12 protein-coding genes are annotated in these 17,789 nt (G+C 42.3%); 3 read left to right on the plus strand and 9 right to left on the minus strand.

Annotated elements, in window-relative coordinates:
• Nucleotides 1-71: 71 nt before the first annotated feature.
• Genes DBR43_RS28865 through DBR43_RS28875 form a run of 3 tightly spaced genes read right to left on the minus strand, consistent with a single transcriptional unit; the run spans nucleotide 72 to nucleotide 6,033 of the window.
• Entirely contained in the window at nucleotides 72-758 is a 687-nt protein-coding gene (locus DBR43_RS28865) for a hypothetical protein (protein WP_124586790.1), read from the minus strand.
• Nucleotides 755-5,683 carry an ELWxxDGT repeat protein gene (locus DBR43_RS28870; protein ID WP_124586791.1) on the minus strand — a complete coding sequence of 1,643 codons (4,929 nt, stop codon included), beginning with the start codon at nucleotides 5,681-5,683 and terminating at the stop codon, nucleotides 755-757. The genes DBR43_RS28865 and DBR43_RS28870 overlap by 4 nt, the downstream gene beginning before the upstream one ends.
• A 32-nt stretch (nucleotides 5,684-5,715) precedes the next feature.
• Nucleotides 5,716-6,033, minus strand: coding sequence for a hypothetical protein (locus DBR43_RS28875; protein WP_124586792.1), 318 nt, complete (start codon nucleotides 6,031-6,033; stop codon nucleotides 5,716-5,718).
• A gap of 221 nt (nucleotides 6,034-6,254) precedes the next feature.
• Here DBR43_RS28875 and DBR43_RS28880 point away from each other — a divergent pair, with 221 nt between their 5' ends.
• A complete protein-coding gene (locus tag DBR43_RS28880) occupies nucleotides 6,255-7,724 on the plus strand; it encodes a serine hydrolase domain-containing protein (protein WP_158622623.1) in 1,470 nt (489 codons plus the stop codon).
• 4 nt (nucleotides 7,725-7,728) lie between these two features.
• Here the strand turns inward: DBR43_RS28880 and DBR43_RS28885 are convergent, their stop codons facing one another.
• The 4 genes from DBR43_RS28885 to metE all read right to left on the minus strand — a co-directional run bounded on the left by DBR43_RS28885 (nucleotide 7,729) and on the right by metE (nucleotide 14,213).
• Nucleotides 7,729-8,472: a phosphodiester glycosidase family protein gene (locus tag DBR43_RS28885; RefSeq protein ID WP_199757155.1), complete on the minus strand. Its 744-nt coding sequence runs from the start codon at nucleotides 8,470-8,472 to the stop codon at nucleotides 7,729-7,731.
• Between the two features lie 120 nt (nucleotides 8,473-8,592).
• The gene (locus DBR43_RS28890) at nucleotides 8,593-9,729 is read right to left on the minus strand and encodes a peptide-N-glycosidase F-related protein (RefSeq protein ID WP_124586794.1); all 1,137 of its coding nucleotides are present in this window, start codon (nucleotides 9,727-9,729) and stop codon (nucleotides 8,593-8,595) included.
• A 130-nt stretch (nucleotides 9,730-9,859) separates the two neighbouring features.
• Nucleotides 9,860-11,389 carry an endonuclease/exonuclease/phosphatase family protein gene (locus DBR43_RS28895; protein ID WP_124586795.1) on the minus strand — a complete coding sequence of 510 codons (1,530 nt, stop codon included), beginning with the start codon at nucleotides 11,387-11,389 and terminating at the stop codon, nucleotides 9,860-9,862.
• Between the two features lie 508 nt (nucleotides 11,390-11,897).
• Nucleotides 11,898-14,213 carry a 5-methyltetrahydropteroyltriglutamate--homocysteine S-methyltransferase gene (gene metE / locus DBR43_RS28900; protein ID WP_124586796.1) on the minus strand — a complete coding sequence of 772 codons (2,316 nt, stop codon included), beginning with the start codon at nucleotides 14,211-14,213 and terminating at the stop codon, nucleotides 11,898-11,900.
• A gap of 235 nt (nucleotides 14,214-14,448) precedes the next feature.
• Here metE and DBR43_RS28905 point away from each other — a divergent pair, with 235 nt between their 5' ends.
• Together DBR43_RS28905 and DBR43_RS28910 are read left to right on the plus strand one after the other, a co-directional pair.
• A complete protein-coding gene (locus DBR43_RS28905; RefSeq protein ID WP_124586797.1) occupies nucleotides 14,449-14,910 on the plus strand; it encodes an Lrp/AsnC family transcriptional regulator in 462 nt (153 codons plus the stop codon).
• Between the two features lie 141 nt (nucleotides 14,911-15,051).
• On the plus strand, nucleotides 15,052-15,801 hold the full coding sequence (locus DBR43_RS28910; RefSeq protein ID WP_124586798.1) for a M57 family metalloprotease: 750 nt from the start codon (nucleotides 15,052-15,054) through the stop codon (nucleotides 15,799-15,801).
• A 113-nt stretch (nucleotides 15,802-15,914) separates the two neighbouring features.
• Here the strand turns inward: DBR43_RS28910 and DBR43_RS28915 are convergent, their stop codons facing one another.
• Together DBR43_RS28915 and DBR43_RS28920 are read right to left on the minus strand one after the other, a co-directional pair.
• The gene (locus tag DBR43_RS28915; RefSeq protein WP_124586799.1) at nucleotides 15,915-16,841 is read right to left on the minus strand and encodes a helix-turn-helix domain-containing protein; all 927 of its coding nucleotides are present in this window, start codon (nucleotides 16,839-16,841) and stop codon (nucleotides 15,915-15,917) included.
• Between the two features lie 66 nt (nucleotides 16,842-16,907).
• Nucleotides 16,908-17,714, minus strand: coding sequence for an SDR family NAD(P)-dependent oxidoreductase (locus DBR43_RS28920; protein ID WP_124586800.1), 807 nt, complete (start codon nucleotides 17,712-17,714; stop codon nucleotides 16,908-16,910).
• Nucleotides 17,715-17,789 lie beyond the last annotated feature (75 nt).

Here is a 17,789-nt window from a genome sequence, read left to right on the forward strand (position 1 = left end):
GAGGTCTGGAGAAAACCAGACCTCATACAATATGTCTTATTTTTCAGGAAAATGTGGTCATTTAAGCGCCCTTAGTTTACAGAAAATACAGCGAGTTCAGATTCAGAAGTATTTCCTTTGGTATCCCGGGTCAGTACCCGCCAGTAATATTTCGTTTTAGAGGTCACAAAAACATTCTCTAAACGCATCTCTGTCACTCCTTTATATAACAAAGGTGGATTTGCAACGGTCCCAAAGTAGACATCATAGTTCAAAATATCATTATCAGTATCACTTCCCTTCCAATTTAGTGTTATTTTACCATTCAGCGCGTTCAGCTGACCGCTGGCCGGAGTTAATCCGTCTGCAGGAAATGGCGCATAAGAAAGAATTCCATCTCCGGAATTATAAAATTTCCAGCTCTCACTTTGTGTAGTCCTGTTACCGGAGGCTGATTTGGATACGACAAACCAGGAATAAGGCGTATTTTTTAGCAGGGAGACTGAGGCTTCAGTTGCAGGTACCGATTTGGTATCAGAGAGTCCGGTCAGCAGGTTTTTAATAACAAGATCATAGCTCCCGGTATTCACCGCGTTATTCCACTTAAATACGACTGTACTCTGCGCCGAAGATGTTTCTGTTCCTGTAATACACAAGGCATTTTGTTCCGGGAAAACCAACAATGCTTTTCCCGGCTCCAGAACAGGACCATCTGTCTTTTTCTTGCTACATCCTGTCAGCAGGAAACAGGCAATGATGATATAGATAAAGTTTCTCATTTTTTAACAATTTTATGAATGGTCCGGGTATCGTCAAGCGTCAGTTTCAAAACATACAATCCGGAAACGAATCTGGTCATATCGACCGCTATGGGACTACCGCTGTTTACAAAAGTTTTACTGTAGATGATTCTTCCACTGATATCAGTGACATCAACGCTACCTTTCGAGGCGCTGCTGCTGCTTAAATCTATATTAAGCCAATCTGTAACCGGATTCGGGTAGGGTGTGATGGTGCTTAGCGGAAGATTTTTTTCGAAGACTCCCTGGCAGGCCTTATCCGTAGAAACGCTGAGCTTATTCGGTCCATTTTCCAGTTTCAGGCTCAACTGTGATTTATTGGTTTCAAAGCGCTTTCCATTGAGCGTTACGATGTAAAGATCTGCCCCGCTCATGTTCAGGGTCAGTGACTGGTCCCGCTCGTTCACTGCAGAATAGACCGACAGGTTCTGAGGTGCGCCTATAGTCAGGTTAAAACAGCGCTCAAAAGAAGCATTACCTTCAATCGATAAACACAGCTTATAATCTCCGCTTGCCAATCCGTTTACATTAAGACTATCAGTAAATGCATAATTTTGCGCCGTCTGGCCTACAGCTGTTACTACAGCTTTGTAGTTGAACTTCTGCTTCGCTTTTACTTTGATCAGACCATTGCTATTCCCCTTACAGCTCACTTCATTCATACTGATGCTGAAAAGATCGGCTGGCAATACAGGTGGTTTATGGATATTTACATAACGTATTGCTGATTTTTTCATATTGAGTTCCGGATTGATTTCCGTTACTATAATTTTACCCGCTCCCGGCAGGTCCCAGTTTACGCTGGCATCATTGCCTGTGGAACTCACTGTACCACCTACTGCAGCCCAGGCATAAGTATTCCCCGCATGGTTCATTGTTGTGTAGCGAATGTTATTGGAAAAATTTGCAACACTATCCGGGCCTGTAATTTCCGGTGCCGGCATATCCTGAACATTCACTTCTAAAGACCTGGTTTCAGCCTGACCACAGCTGTTGTAAGGCCTGGCCGTCAATTGGAATTTACCTGCCTGCTTCCAGGTCACCTGGATGAGGTTGTTTTTGTATTCAATATCGGCGGGGCCATTTGCCGTCCAGTTGTAAAACGTACCATTAACTGCCGGTACGGAATAGCTATTCCTGACCGATGAAGCCACCTTAGTTTCTCCACTGATATAGCCGGCGTTTACAGGTAGTTTTGTTTGACCACCTACTTTGATCAATTTTCCCCGTTTTCCCATAAGGTATACCACCTTATCAACAACGGTAAGACCGTAAATATCTGAATCAGAAAGGACGAGCTTCCAGCTGATCCCTCCATCAAAAGACTCATATAGCTCACTTGTATTCCCATTGTAGTTCACAAGACCATAGCCATGCAGTTTATCTGTAAATTTAAGCGCAACAAAATGAAGCCTGATCTGTGATATAATCGGGGTCCATGTGTTGCCTCCGTCGGTGGTGCGAAATAGTTTACCATCATTTGCGCCAATCAGACCAGTTTGAGCATCAAAAAAATAAAGTGCCCGCATGAAGGGCTCACCTGGCAAAGCTGAGCCTGACCATGATTTACCCTGATCCGTAGTTTTGTACAATTTACCATACGTAAGTCCAAATCCGTTTTGTTCATCAATGAACTGAAAATCCCAGAGCCCTGCGGCCCCTTCATTTACCGCCATCTTTGACCATGAATCTCCGCCATCTGTAGTTTTAAAGATGTAGGTATGGTTTGTCACAAAGCCAATCTTCTCATTTATGAAATATATGTTGTAAGCATTTGAATAATCGGCCGGGGTACGTTTTACCCATGTTGCTCCGGCATCAACAGTTTTGTAAAGATTATACAGGTCTCCATAGAAGCCGATATCTTTGTTTATAAAGAAACTGCTCCGTACGCTATTATAGCTATCACTGCTGATGTTTATTTTCTCCCAGTTTATGCCTCCGTCATTTGTTTTTAAATTATCCGAACCAAAAATATAACCCACCTTGTTTTCAAAAAAGTGACCTCTATAATAATCACCATCCATCATGATTGATCTGGTTTTCCATGGTCCGGCGCCATCTTTCAGAAGTATTGTCCTGGCCTGCTCAGCTGTACTGCCTAAACCTGTACCATGCCCCACGATGCAATATTTGTTGGAAACCTTGTTATAGGCGAGTCCCAGCAAAGTGCCCGATGCGTATGGTTCAAGACTCCAGCTTTGGCCACCATCTGTGGTCTTATACAATGACGAACCATTAAATCCAGACAGGATATATCCGTTTTGCTCGTCTGTAAAATTGATTCGCGTAACGCTACCGTCTGTATAGGTACCCGCTTTTGTCCAGGTATTTCCACCATCTATTGTTTTTTGCACAATTCCGGATGAACTTGTCATATAGCCTGTTTTGCTATTCACAAAAGTGATCGCATTAAACGCTGAATTATATCCGGGATCAGCTATGGTGATCCTTTCCCAGGTTACACCACCGTCTTTAGTACGGGTGAGTAATTTTCCAGAACCGCAGATAAAGCCATTATTTTCATCAGTGAATGCTGCACTGTATGGCCGGTCACTGGAGAAATTTGCATTCATTTTTTTCCAGGTTTTACCGCCGTCTATCGTCTTATAAAGCTTGTTTTCACCAAAAGCAAATCCAATCAGGGAAGAATAGAACTGAAAATTATTGAGGTAGGGATAAGCCATGTCAGGAGAGGAAATCGGGAACCAGCTGTCGCCTCCATTTTCCGTTTTTAGTATCGTTCCATAATAACCTATAATATAACCTGTACGTTCGTCTGTCATCTGTATCTTTGAAAAAGAGTCACTGACCCCGGAGTTGATCACTTTCCAGTCCTTCCCATCGTTATCAGACAATAGAATCTTGCCATTGTTGCCGACGGCGATAATGCGAGAATTGACGTAAGCGACATCATCAAGGGTATAATTCATCATTTCGACAGCAGGGCCACAGGTTTCTGCAGCCAGGTTTTTCTGAATATTGCTGACAGAGATGTTGAACGTTTTTTCATTGCTTACCGTAGCAGTACTTGCTTTTACCCTGATCGTGTAACTATTTTTGGTATTGAAATCAAACAACTGACCGGACTTTAGTATGCCGTCTTCAATTTTAAAACTCTTATTGTCTGTATCTCCCAGACCGGTCGTAAATGTATATTGGTAGCTCTCTCCCCCATTTTCCGCCTTAAAATTCCCTATTAACGTATTTAAAGCTGCATTTTCTCCGATTGATTTGTTAGTCAGGTCGAACGCGGTAATGCTGTTACTAAAGGAAATCGTCTTGACCAGTCCCTCCACCGCGACCATTGTTTTCGCGGTACCAGAAGCCAGTCCATTCAGGTTCACGCTTGTCTCACCATTAAAGCTATCGTTACTTTTCACAATCAGCATGCCTTTTATTTCCTCCTCTTTGGAAGGAAGATAATGCAGGTTAAAAGTAGTTGACTGACCGGGTGACAAGGTTTGATCAGGTAGGCCGCTCAGGTAAAACGATGATCCTGTTACGCTGATGTCTCCAAATCCAAGAGCCGCATTTCCTGTATTTTTTATGGTGATCAGGGTGGTCGATACGCTGTCCTTTTTCGTTTCCATTTTAAGGATACTACCGTCAACCAGATTCTGATAGCCACCTGTCATTTGCATTTGCCCCTCGGCTTTGTTATTCCAAAGGTTTTGTCCACCGGCGATAAAATATATCAGGCCATTTACATCAAACAAGTTATCCGGATTTTCAGGGCGGCTCTGCTCTTCCCTTGGGGCGGTGCTGCCATCATAGCTCCACAAAGTCCGGTTGCCTGTAAAATATAGTTTTTGGTTAGACACGATCGGCTTCTTTAGTAATGTCACATCAGAAACTTTGACCGTCCCGCCTTCGGTTCCATCACTGCTGAATAAGGAATGATTATTTGAAACGGCAAAGTATAACTTATTCTTAAACTGGCAAAAACTGCTCATGCCTGAAGCACTGATGTGTACCTGCCTACTGAAAGATTTGACGGCTTTGGTACCCTCCGGGCTGCCGTTACTTTTCCATAACACATCATTGTTATTTTCCTTATCCGTCCTGATTGAAAAATAGAAATCATTTCCAACCTGTGTAATGTTGTCGATATCAAGATCACCATACGTAGCAGCCTCAAAAGACTGCAGCAGCGTCGCAGCATCAGTGGCCGGATTTCTTTTATAAAGTCTGATTTTCTGGCGGTAACTTGTATTCGTGATGTACACAAGCTCCTCGTTTATATTTGTCAGCAAATCGACAGTGTAGTAGTCGTCGGTCACAATTTTCACCGTTCCACCAACCGTTCCATCTGTTTTCCATAACGAACCGGGTCCATTGGTAAAGTATAATATATTTCCAACCTGAGTCAGTTGCCCTGGCCCATAATATTCATCTTTTGTCAGCTGTATGGTGCCGGCAGGTGTACCATCGGTTTTCCATAGACCAGGATAAAGCCCCCCTTCACTGGCAATAAAATATAAGCTGCCATTACAAACTGTAAACCGGCTGGGATTGGATCCTTTTTCAGTGTTGTTTCCGGAATTAATGTTCTTGAGCATTACTGTGCCGGCAGTAGTTCCGTCCGTAACCCATAGCTCTAATCCGTTGATCCCGTCGTTTGCAGAAAAATAGACTTTTCCACGAAAGAAATAAAGATTTGAGACCTGGCCGGAGGCATCACCCGGATTAATGTCTTTGACCAGCTTTGTTCCTTCTTTGCTTGCGTCGGTTTTCCATAATTCTATCTCATTTGCATCCTTTTGGCCCGCAAATAGCAATAGGTTATCCAGTTTGGTAAAAGAAGAAACCGATCGAAAACTTTTAATAAAATTCTGAGAAAAAACAGAAGAATAGCCGCAGAGTACGATGACTACCAGCACGGCGAACGCTTTTTTAAACATATAGACTTACGAATAAGAGTGTTTCAGGAGAATTAATGTTGTTTCATTTGCAAATCAATCAATTTATTAATTCCATCAATCCGATATTCATAAACTTTTAAAGTATCTGCTGGCTTTAATTTTTTATAGATCACCCAAAATTTTTCCATTGTTGGATTCACTTTCTCATTTACCTGTACTTTGGTCCATTCCTTTTTTATTCCTCTGGCTACATATGCATTTGAAGAATCAAGGAGTGTTTTTGCAGCTTCCACCTGCAAACTATCACTAAGTGCTGCATTTGTGGTTTCCGAGTGGTTATTACAGGCAGCAATTGCCAAAGCAAATGGAATGAAAGCGTATTTTTTCATGAAAATAGTTTTAATAAAAATAGGAGTAGTAAAAGTAAAAAAATAATATGCAAGTACGAAAATCTTCGACTTCATCATTGCTTAAATCTGCTGTAACCTGCCAGTCTCTTTTGTGGTCTTAGCATCTATATCACTTAATTGATTGATTTATGATGTTATTCCACAAACCTAAGCAGCCGTCAAGATTAGTATCCTATATGCTTTGCTTAATTATTTTTATCTTGTTTTCAGCACTTAGCTATTCCTCAAACAACGAAAAAAGAAATGTCAGGAACGACTACTATAAAGATAAAGCCGCAAAAAAATTAGGCGATTCTCTGGATGTGCTGTTAAATCAGGTCAGGCAATCATTGGGTGGAAAGGCGCCCGATTTAACAATAGGCGTAGTAAAGGATGGTCGTGTTTTCTTAAAAAAGAATTACGGCTATTCAAACCCTGAAACCAAAACACCGTTTTCTGACCGGACACAAATATATATTGCTTCGACTTCTAAGTCGTTAACGGGAACACTAGCCGCCATTTTGGATCATAAAGACATCATAAAGCTCGATGGAACAATTGCAGATTACCTTCCCGGGTTTAACTTTGATGATCAAAAGATCCGGCCCGGTCAAATCACCATACGCTCCTTAATCACCCACACCCACGGCATCAAAAACAATGATGCGGTGGTATGGAGCGCTTTCATCGGAATCAGGAGTACCGAACAGCTTTTGGAACTGCTCAGGAAGCGAAGTACTGCATTGCCGGACCGCAGCTTTAGCTATTCTAATCTTGGCTCCGTTATCTATGCAATGATCGTGGAGAAGCACTTAGGAAAGCCCTGGCAACAGGTGATGGACGAACAGCTTTTTCAGCCATTGGGCATGAAAAAGACGACCGCTTATGTTTCAAAAGCAGATGCCAAGTACATCAGCTATATGATAGACGAGTCGGAAGGCAAACTGAAAAGTGTATTTGATAAGGCAGATAACTCGATGTCGGCCGCTGGTGGCCATCTGACTACGGTAAATGACCTGCTCAAATACCTGCAATTTTTCATGAGCGGGGGAAATTCAGTTCCTGGCATATTGAGCAAAGAAGAAATTGCTGTGGCCACCTCTGCCATTGTTCCTCAAAAAAACCGCTATCAATCTTATGAAAGATCCGGTTATGGATTGGGATGGGAACAATCCGTTTTTAATGGGGAACAGCTCGTTTCGCGTTTTGGCGGTTACAGTGGCATTTCTTCACATTTATCGTTCATGAAAGATCAAAAGATAGGCATCGTGGTTTTGAGCAACAAAAAAGGAATGGAGGCTCTGCCTCATTTGGTAGCAAATTACATCTACAATTCGCTTTTGAACAAAGGCAATAAGGACAACATTGTCGGGGAAAACCTCGCCTCACTACAGAAAAACTTCGAGTCGGACCTATTGGAAACGAAGGAAATAAGCGATGTGATGAACAAAAAAATGACCATGGATCAAAAGCTTTCCGGACAATACGACGGCGCTGAAAAATCCGGCACAATGGAAATAAACAGTGCCGGGGAAGTTTCCTGGGGCAACCTGAAAGGACAATTACACCTGCAAAGTGACAGCACGGGCTTGATTAATTTCAGGACAATGATTCGTTCTTTCTCTGTCAAAAAGGAAAACAAGGTGATTGTAGGGGTCTATTCTAACGACCGTTATTTCAAGCGTTTGTAAGGGCTTAACGTTGGCGCGGGTCTGCCGTCACACCTATGATAACGCCAAAATTACCATCCGTTTGTTTCCAGTTTTTTTCAGGCAGATAAGCTCTGGAAACAAGCCCATCAAGATACAAGGCATTTTTACAGCCCATTTTTTTAAAGAAATTTGCAAAATCATAGAAATTCATTTCCGTCTTTGACATTGCAAAAACAACCCTGTTGTCTGGCAAAATTCCCACTCCGTTTCTGATGTTAAGATTTGTGGAGCCTTCTTTAAAGGCGGAATGAATTTGTCCGTCAATGACCAGCATTGGGCCTGATTGGCTGGCATACTTCAGTTTTCCATTGTTGATGAATTTTGAAGTCGTACAGATGAAGGGTAAGTTGTCGACCCTGATATAAAAAACACCGTTTGGCTTTAAGTAGAAATTTCCGGCTCCGCTTGTCGTATCTAAAGCCGTTACTAATTTTTGATTTTCAATGAAAAGCCCCTGTGCTGAATTGTCCTTTTTATACATTCCCGCATTCATTGCAAACACTAATTTTTTATGCTTTTTGTCAAGCCAGCTTTTTAAATTCTGTATGCTTTTAAAGATTTCCTGCCGATCGTCTTTCCAGTAAAGTTTGATGTCCTGCTTTTTGGTGTCGACAATATAGCTTAGAAAGTGCTCATCATCGGATTTTGGTTTTTGGGCAAAAGCCAGCATCCCTGTTGTGATCAGCACAAGTAATGTGGTCGATAAGAAGATTTTGTTACTGTTCACCGAATTTCTATTCTGTTTGAGGGCAACACAAATATAGCATAAACAACTATTTATTCTCCATTGGCAAAAGACAAAAAAGAGGAGCTAAAAGATCTCTGACCTTCAGCTCCTCTCCTGTTTTTATGGTCTGTTGGTCAGGACCGGCATAGTGGTAACCGGGGTATTACTTTGCACCACTAAATAAGTAGACAGCGCATAATAAGCGCCCGGTACTGCATCATTATCTCTCCACTTTCTGGTCATATCAGCGGGGTTCCACTGGTCTTCCTGTAAAACATAATTAAAATTAAAAGTCTGACCTGCTTTTGGAGTTGCCAGCACATCTGTTCTTACCGGCACTTCCATTCCCGGACACCATCCTGCCCTGTTTCCCGTCCAGTTGCCACCCTGGTTTTTCACCACTTTAGGATTTGTTCCGCAGCCCAGGCTCCCCATTTCGTGCCAGAAAGCCGGGGTATCATCTATGTTTATCTGGTGTTTCCTAAAAGCCCATTCCGCAAAACCGCGTCCTCCCTGAGCCAATGGCTGAGCATGGCCCCAACCTGAGATGATGCTCCTGAAAGATGTCTTTTCTGCATTGGATGGCATTTGAATGGAAAAGCCCATTTGCTTGCCATTGTATGAATTTGCAGTAACCAGGCCTTTACCGAAAGTGATGCCGGATGTTGACCAGGCATTGTATTCCATGACCGGCACAACGGCAGAATATTTATACTGTGGTGTACCTATAAAATATTCGAAATCAACGGAGAACTGCCAGGTCCCGCTATAGACCTCCGCTCTGGTTTCCAGTGTAACGTCTCCGATCAGGAGAGAGCGAAAGTCGGTTACATCTATGACCCAGCCGCCAGGAATAGAAGTATTGTCTTTGCCATACGGCGTAATCCAGCGCCCTAATTCATAGCCATAGGTCCGGGTATCGTCGCCGTTGCTTTTCATCAGTCTCAGGTTTGCGTACACATCCCATGGCGGGCATCCACCTGCAGGACAAGTAAGATAAACATGCATGAGTACCTTGGTAACGCTATCTGAGCTTGCCGGAAAGCTGAATTTCTTTGAGACTACGGCAGCATTTGCAATTGGCTCTTTGTTAAAAGTTTTAATGGTAAAATTATTGGCCAAAGTTCCATTAGGGGCATTTGACATTTCCATTTTTGACTTGCCAGCTTCTGTTTCATTGGCGTTTTTCTTACAAGCATAAAAGCCGGTTGATCCTAACAATAGCAGAAAGGATAAGATAAAATTGATTTTTTTCATGGGATGAGGGTTTTGGTTAATAACTAAGTATCATAAAGTTATACTTATTTACCAAAACCCAGATCCCTATTCTGCGTTCTTCAGAGGAAGTATCGCCTGTGTGCCCGCAAAGGTTGGCACACAGTTGCCACTATTTCCGGATTTTAAAAGTCGTCAGTAATGCAGCATGATCAGAAGGATATTTTACCGGATGCTGATCGATGGTTCTGGAAGCAATGGCCTTTATTTTTGAGCCCTTGTAATAGATATAATCAATTCTGTCTTTAAATGCATCAACAGACATCGGGCTCCAGGTAATTCCTCTTACTTTAAGTGGGTCAGGATGGATTTCCCGGAATGAATCTTTAAATCCGTTTTTCATCAGCAAGAGTCCGGAAGGAAAGGGAACTACCAAACCACCATTCAGGTGTTGGGTTGATGCGATCCAGTCCAGATGCGACCCTGAATTAAAATCACCGCAAAAGATTACCGGTGTAGCGGATGACTGATCAACATAGGGCTGGATGATTTGCAGGATATGACGCAAATCCCCGGTATTTCCTTCGTCCATTTGTTTTGTCAGGGTATCTGCATTCAGTTTAACTTTTTTCTCCAGATCTCCCCAGTAGTCGGTCGGAAAATTCAGCCAGTTGGCAAAGAATGCTATTTTTTGATCTTTAGACAATCTGATGTGAGCGCCGCCATTATAAAATGACTTATAGCCTTTCAGGGTTTCTTCGATGGGATAACGACTCATGATCGAAATATTGGTGCTTCTCAAATAGAAGTAATAGCCCAGGCGGTCTGCAATTTTTGCTCCTGAACCATATGTTTCCTGCATAGAAATCAAATCCGCTCCGGAATTTTTGATCACTTCCACAATCCGCTCCACACCCACTTCTTTTCCGGTCTCATTTCCTCCATGGAAGATATTAAAGTTCATCACTTTGAGCACATCCTTTTCACCGGACAAGGACTTTGTATGTAGCGCTGGAAAATAAGCACGGTATTGTTTTTGAATAAAATCCGGACTCAGTATTTCCGCGAACAGCGCCGCCTGGTCCAGAAGTCCGTTGAAGGCATGCCACTGGTCGCGATATTCTGCGCTTGAGGAGTTTGTCGGATCTGCGATCCGCCCCCCGATAAAGAGTTCATCTGCATTTAAAGAATCTAAACCCGGACAGTAATAAATTGCGGTATTTAAACCATCATAATATAGCCGTACCTCTTCCTTTTCTTTTGAATAGCTAAAGGCGAGCAAGTGCCATTTGTTGTCTTTTACGGTTTGACGTTCTACAGTGGGGTTATATTCGTACCGGCTTTTGCCCATAGCTTCCCATCGCCATGCGCCACTTGCCTGAACACCCAATCTCCAGCCCCTCGGTTTTTTATCTGTTAAACTGGTAGAAGAAAGCACATCATAATCACTGGCCAGCTGAGGGGAAGCCTTAACCCATAGCATAACGGAAAAATCTCCATCACTTTCTTTCAGCTGATTTTTTACGGTTAAGATTTTACGGATCCCTGCGCTGGCGGAAAGGTCGAGTGCAGATCCGGAGATTCCTTTTGTCGTACTGTATTGAGCAGCCGGTTCAAAAGACTGAAGGTATACTGGTTTTTGTGCAAAAATACTTGTGTTGGTCATCACAAGCATGGTCATCAATTTAAATTTAAAAGTCATCTGTTATGGTCAATGGTTTGGTTTTAGGTAGACAAACATAACATTCTTTCTACGCTATTGTGACTGGCATCTTTTCTTTTTACTTTTATGACATGAACGTAAGGTGCCCACATTGTCAGGAAACATTTTAAGCAGATCAACAGCAAGCCGAATTACTGACCTATGCAATAGGCAAAGGCCAAAGACTGGTGATGTTGGACTGCCCCAAATGTTATTGGAATGTCCCTGTCAATCCGGGCAATCTTCTATCTCATGAAGCCCAAAAAGATGAGCCATCAGCCCATACCAGCGCTGAGCCTGTTAAGTGTCCTCAATGTGCTGAAGGGATCATCTGCTATGTAAACGATGGCAATGAGGAATTTTGGGGTTGCGGAGAATGCGGTCAGACTTACTGAGCCCTGTTTTTTTGCGCAGGCCATTGCAGCAGGCTGAACATGGATCGGTCAGGTGGAAACACCTGTAAAAAACCCCTCTTTACAATTTGTAAAAAGGGGTCTAAAGAATCTGGCTAATAAGCAACCAATTGATTCGCGCTCAATTCCTTAGCGGCCGCCACCATTGCAATTAAAGCACTTTTTGTTTCCGGCCAATGACGGGTCTTTAATCCACAGTCCGGGTTTACCCAAAGTTGTTCTGCAGGGATTACTGCCCTGGCTTTTTCCAAGAGCTGCACCATTTCCTCTTTAGAAGGCACCCTTGGGGAATGAATGTCGTAAACCCCTGGTCCTATTTCGTTGGGATATTTAAAGTCTGCAAAGGCATCTAATAATTCCATTTGTGAACGGGAGCATTCAATGGTGATCACATCGGCATCCATATCGGCAATGTTCTGAATGATGTCGTTGAATTCAGAATAGCACATGTGTGTATGAATTTGTGTTTCATCTTTTACACCACTGGAAGAGATTTTAAATGCATTTACCGCCCATTGCAGGTAATTTTGCCAATCGTTTTTCCTCAATGGTAAACCTTCGCGAATGGCGGGTTCATCAATCTGAATAACTTTGATCCCTGCTTTTTCCAGATCTGCAACTTCATCACGGATCGCCAATGCGATCTGGTTACAGGTCAGGGAACGGGGCTGGTCATTGCGGACAAAAGACCATTGTAAAATCGTAACCGGGCCTGTCAGCATCCCTTTTACCAGGCTTTTGGTTAAGGATTGTGCATAGGCAGTCCAGTAAACCGTCATCGCTGCAGGACGATAGACATCTCCGTAAATAACAGGCGGTTTAACACAGCGGCTGCCATAGCTTTGCACCCAGCCATTTTTGGTAAAGCTGAAACCGTTCAACTGCTCGCCAAAATACTCCACCATATCATTGCGTTCAAACTCTCCGTGAACCAATACATCAATACCAATTTCTTCCTGCCAGCGTATGGTTTCTTCTGTTTCCTTTTTCAGCAGGTTATCGTATTCCAGAGCACTAATCTCGCCTTTTTTAAAGCGTGCCCTCCAGCTTCTTACTTCTGCCGTCTGTGGAAATGAACCAATGGTTGTTGTTGGAAAAAGCGGAAGCTGTAAAATTTCCTGCTGTGCTTTTTTACGGATTGAAAAAGGATTTTCCCGTTGCGCATCTTTAGCAGTAATGGAACTTACCCGTTGTTTGATCTGCTCATTGTGAATCAGTTTGGAAGTTCTGCGACTGGAAAGGGCTCTTTTATTTTCTTCCAGTTTATCCAATGCACTTTGGTCTGTGCTTCCGCCCACCAGGGCTTTCAATACCACGACTTCATCAATTTTTTGTTTAGCAAAAGCCAGCCATTCTTTAATTTCCGGAGTTAAGGTTTTATCATTGGTTTCCAGATCCAGGTCACATGGGGAATGCAGTAATGAGCAGGATGGTGCCAGGAGGATGCGATCGCTTCCTATTTTATCTGTGACTTTTTTTATGATGGCCAAGGACTGTTCAAAATCATTTTTCCAGATGTTTCTTCCGTCTACGATGCCCAGCGACAGCACCAGTTGTTCAGGAATGGCATTCAGCACATCATCCAGCTGCTCCGGAGAACGTACCACATCAATATGCAAGGCATAAACGGGTAGTGACAAGGCTAAAGTCAGGTTATCTTTCAGGCCATCAAAATAGGTAGCCACGAGGATTTTCAGATACGGAAATTGTTTTCTGATCTCCGCATACACATACTGGTAAGCTTCTTTTGCTTTATCATTGATGTCTAAGGCTAAAAATGGCTCGTCAAATTGTACCCATTCCGCTCCATAAGCTTTCAATTCGTTTAAAATCTGGATGTAAACCGGCAACAGCCTTTTCACTAAATCTAATTTATCAAAGCCCTCTTCCTTTTCCTTCCCTAATAACAGATAGGATATTGGTCCAATGATGACCGGCTTACTGTTGATCCCCAATTGCTTTGCAGCGGCAAATTCATTGACGATTTTGTTCGAGAATAATTTAAACTCCTGGTCTTTGTAAAATTCAGGAACAATATAATGGTAATTTGTATCCAGCCATTTGGTCATTTCCATTGCGGTAATGTCCAGTCCGTCTTTCTGGTAGCCCCTTGCCATCGCAAAGTATAAATCCATTTCATTATTGGATTTTAGAGCTACCTGATTGTAACGTTTCGGAACCGCCCCTACGGTTAGGGACATATCCAGGATCTGGTCGTAATACGAAAAATCATTGGAGGGGATCAGATCTATTCCTGCTTCCTGCTGCAATTTCCAGTTTTGCTCGTAGATATTTTTACCCTTACTTAACAGCTCTGCTAATGAAATGTTACCTGACCAATATTGTTCACAGGCTTTTTTGAGTTCTCTGTTGCTACCAATTCGCGGGTAGCCAAGGTTGTGCGTTTGCATTTTTCTTCAACTTTTTAAATGGTTAATAATCATTGTAAAAAACTCCCGGATTATTTCTTAATCTTTAGTGTTCTATTATTACAAGTCAGTTTTAAATTCTTCACAAATGTATAAGCGCAGATTATAAAACTTTACATATAGCAATAAATAAGCATAAATAACTTTTTTATGAATAAACCTAAGCATATTATGCTTTTAACTCCTTATTTTTACCACCATTAAGGGAAATTATTCTATGGAAGAATTGGATGAAACGGATTTGTTGCTGCTGAAGATATTGGGCAGCAATTCGAATTACACGATAAAAGAGCTGGCGGTTAAGGTAAACCTATCTCCCTCTCCTGTTTTTGAACGCGTAAAAAGACTGGAAAGCACCGGATATATTAAAAAATACATCGCAATACTGGACGCGGAAAAGTTTAATCAGGGCTTTATCGTTTTTTGCAACATTAAGCTCAAACAGCACGATAGAAAAATAGGTCATCAGTTTGTAGAAGACATTTTAAAGATCGATGAAGTTGTAGAATGTTATAATATTTCCGGGGACTATGATTTTATATTGAAGGTCCATGCCAGGGATATGAAACATTACCAGGATTTTGTTTTTAACAAATTGGGCTCGGTTAAAAGTATAGGAAGTACGCACAGCACTTTTGCGATGGCAGAGATCAAGAACTCTTATAATATTAGCTTTTAAAATAGCTTCATGGACAGGGTTTAAACCGGTGGACATTAAAATTTGAGCGACCGGGGGTACGATTAATAATTATTCTGTGATATATTTCTGGAATAATTATTAAATTGTAACATCATCACGATCATCCCTAAAATTCAAATTATGAAAAACCTATTTAAAAGCATTGCGCTCATCGCAGTATTCGCTATTTTAATTACTTCATGCTCAAAAAAGAATGACAATCCTGCAAATCAAGAAGTTAAAACCGAACAAAAAGACAAAGTTCTTGCTTACATCAAAAGTCTCGGATTCACAGACGCACAAATCGTCGAAAAAGGCGATAGATATATCGTTGATGGAGATATGGTCGTAGACAAAAACATGGAGGTTCCGGCAGATAACGGAGGGCCAAAAACAGAGCAGTATTACAATGGATATCTGGTAACCAACAGCAATAATATCCTTGTTAAAGTTGATGCATCTATTACCAGTATGGCCGCTGAAATCAACGCAGCGATCGCACAATGGAATGCTGTACCAAACTCTAAAATCAAATTTGTCCTTACCACCGGCAGCACTTATGATATTCTGATCAAAGTAGACAATACCATCGGAGCTTCGACATGTGGACAGGCTTATTTATCAACCAGCAACGGTAAAGCAGGTAGTGTGGTATGGATCAATCAGGCCTTGATCCAAAATAATTCTTTTGCACAACGCACAAGAACGATTACACACGAATTTGGACATACGATATCTTTCAAACACACCAACCAATCCACCAGTATTGATGTACCGGGAGTTGGAGGAACTGACGCTTCATCATTAATGAACGGCGGACAATGTGGAAGCGGTGCTACCGTTTTATCAGCGAAAGATAAACAGGCAACCGCAGCATTATATCCTTTATAATTTATAAAATAACAACTCACTATTCCATCGTGGTGATCAAAAAGAGCTGTCTCAAAAAAGGCAGCTCTTTTTTAGCTTTTGATCTTCCCCTAATCTTTAAAACACCTGCTTCATCAATTAAACAACTGTCTGAATTCAAGTGGGGACATTTTCACCTTGGTTTTAAAAAGCCTGTTGAACGACTGAGGATGTTCAAATCCCAGACTATAGGCAATCTCAGCTACGGTCAGATTACTTGTGCTCAGGATCTCCTTGGCCTTTTCGATCAGTTTGCCGTGAATATGTTGCTGTGTTGTCTGCCCTGTTAACGAACGCAGCATATCATTTAAGTAACGGGCTGAAACCTTCAGGTGATCCGCGATCTCCTGGACGGCAAGCGGTCCATTAATAAGCGCTTTCTCGTTCTTAAAAACATCCGACAGATAGGTTTCCATTTCGGAGATCAAATCATTATGTACCACCTTTCTCGTAATAAACTGCCGCCCATAGAAACGATTGCTGTAATTAAGCAGCACCTCGATCTGCGAGATCAGTACATCCTGACTAAAATGATCAATATTGGTATCCAATTCCATCGCGATGTTATCAAAAACAGAAAAAATAATTTTCTTTTCCTTATCTGACAAATACAAAGCTTCGGCGACGGAATAGGCAAAAAAGCCATATTTAGTGATCTGCTTTCCCAAAGGATAATTCCGGATAAAGTCCGGATGAAACAACAAGGTATATCCGCTATAATCCTTTTCCTCCGACGCGGCAGCGATCAGTTGGTTTGGGGCTGTGAAAGACAAGCCCCCTTCCTCGAAATCATAATGTCCCTGACCATATCTGATTTGTCCGGCAAAATGAGCTTTAAAGGAGATCTTAAAAAAATCAAGCAGGTACCCTTTGCCAATCTCAGTAGTATCTACTTTGATGTCTTTATAATCTACAAGGGCGATTAGAGGATGCATTGGCCTGGCCAGGCCCAGCGCTTTAAGAAGTGCTGAAATACTTTGGAAGATTACTGGCCGGGCATTTCCTTTTGCTGAAGTCACCATGCTAAGTTAGCAAATTATTTTTCGGTCGGACCTGATCATATACCGGATAAACATCCCTTGGAAAGGTTAAACCTGATAATAGCTTGTGATTTCTTTGCGGTGTGCTTCAAAACCCAGTTCCGCTCTTTTGGCCGACAAAGCAAGGGCATCCTTTCCTGCGGCATACTTCTGCTGGTCTTTTCCATCGGTAGCTGCCTGATAGATCACCGCAGCGATTTCTTCAGGTTCAGAAAAATGGATCAGGCTCCCATCCTGAAAACCGGCCATCATCTTATTCCAAAGCGGCTCATAAGCCGGATGCTGCACCAACACCAATGCGCCACTGCCGAAATTGGTTTTAATACCTCCAGGAGCCACTGTTTTGAATTGGATACCGAAGGCATTCAAATCGTAGTTCATCGACTCAGACCAGCCTTCCAAAGCGTATTTTGTTGCCGTATATACAGAGGCGAAAGGACTTGCAGCAATGGCCACAGCGGAGGTCACTGTAATAAACAATCCCTTTCGCTGGTTTTCCCGGAAATATTTAACGAATGGATGGGCAACACGCAACACACCGGTGAGATTGGTGTCAATCTGCTTTTCGATTTGCCCGGCAGCATATGCTTCAAATGGTCCGGTGAGTCCATAACCTGCGTTGTTCAGTACCACATCAATATCTGTAGCGCGAATGGCCATTTCTATTGCATTTTGCACCTGATCCGGTCTGGTCAGGTCCATTTCCAGTAATGATATATTTTCAAGCCCGGTAAGCTCAGTTTCTTTTTCCGGATTGCGCATCGTGGCAATTACCTGCCATCCCCTTGCCTGAAATAATTTTGCTGCGGCTTTTCCTAATCCAGAAGATGCGCCTGTGATGAGTATAGTTTTCATTCTCCAAATGTAGATTGCACTCCCTCCTCTTATGTTGCCGTTTCCGTCAATGTTGTAACCAAAAAAACATTCATC

Origin of the sequence: Pedobacter sp. KBW06 (assembly GCF_003852525.1) — a bacterium.
Classification (GTDB): Bacteria; Bacteroidota; Bacteroidia; order Sphingobacteriales; family Sphingobacteriaceae; genus Pedobacter.

Bases quoted from the DNA above. Each gene is read 5' to 3' on its own strand.
- DBR43_RS28920 (WP_124586800.1), bottom strand. From the start codon at position 17,714: ATGAAAACTATACTCATCACAGGCGCATCTTCTGGATTAGGAAAAGCC.
- DBR43_RS28910 (WP_124586798.1), top strand. From the start codon at position 15,052: ATGAAAAACCTATTTAAAAGCATTGCGCTCATCGCAGTATTCGCTATT.
- DBR43_RS28905 (WP_124586797.1), top strand. From the start codon at position 14,449: ATGGAAGAATTGGATGAAACGGATTTGTTGCTGCTGAAGATATTGGGC.
- DBR43_RS28865 (WP_124586790.1), bottom strand. From the start codon at position 758: ATGAGAAACTTTATCTATATCATCATTGCCTGTTTCCTGCTGACAGGA.
- DBR43_RS28890 (WP_124586794.1), bottom strand. From the start codon at position 9,729: ATGAAAAAAATCAATTTTATCTTATCCTTTCTGCTATTGTTAGGATCA.
- DBR43_RS28875 (WP_124586792.1), bottom strand. From the start codon at position 6,033: ATGAAAAAATACGCTTTCATTCCATTTGCTTTGGCAATTGCTGCCTGT.
- DBR43_RS28870 (WP_124586791.1), bottom strand. From the start codon at position 5,683: ATGTTTAAAAAAGCGTTCGCCGTGCTGGTAGTCATCGTACTCTGCGGC.
- metE (WP_124586796.1), bottom strand. From the start codon at position 14,213: ATGCAAACGCACAACCTTGGCTACCCGCGAATTGGTAGCAACAGAGAA.
- DBR43_RS28915 (WP_124586799.1), bottom strand. From the start codon at position 16,841: ATGGTGACTTCAGCAAAAGGAAATGCCCGGCCAGTAATCTTCCAAAGT.
- DBR43_RS28895 (WP_124586795.1), bottom strand. From the start codon at position 11,389: ATGACTTTTAAATTTAAATTGATGACCATGCTTGTGATGACCAACACA.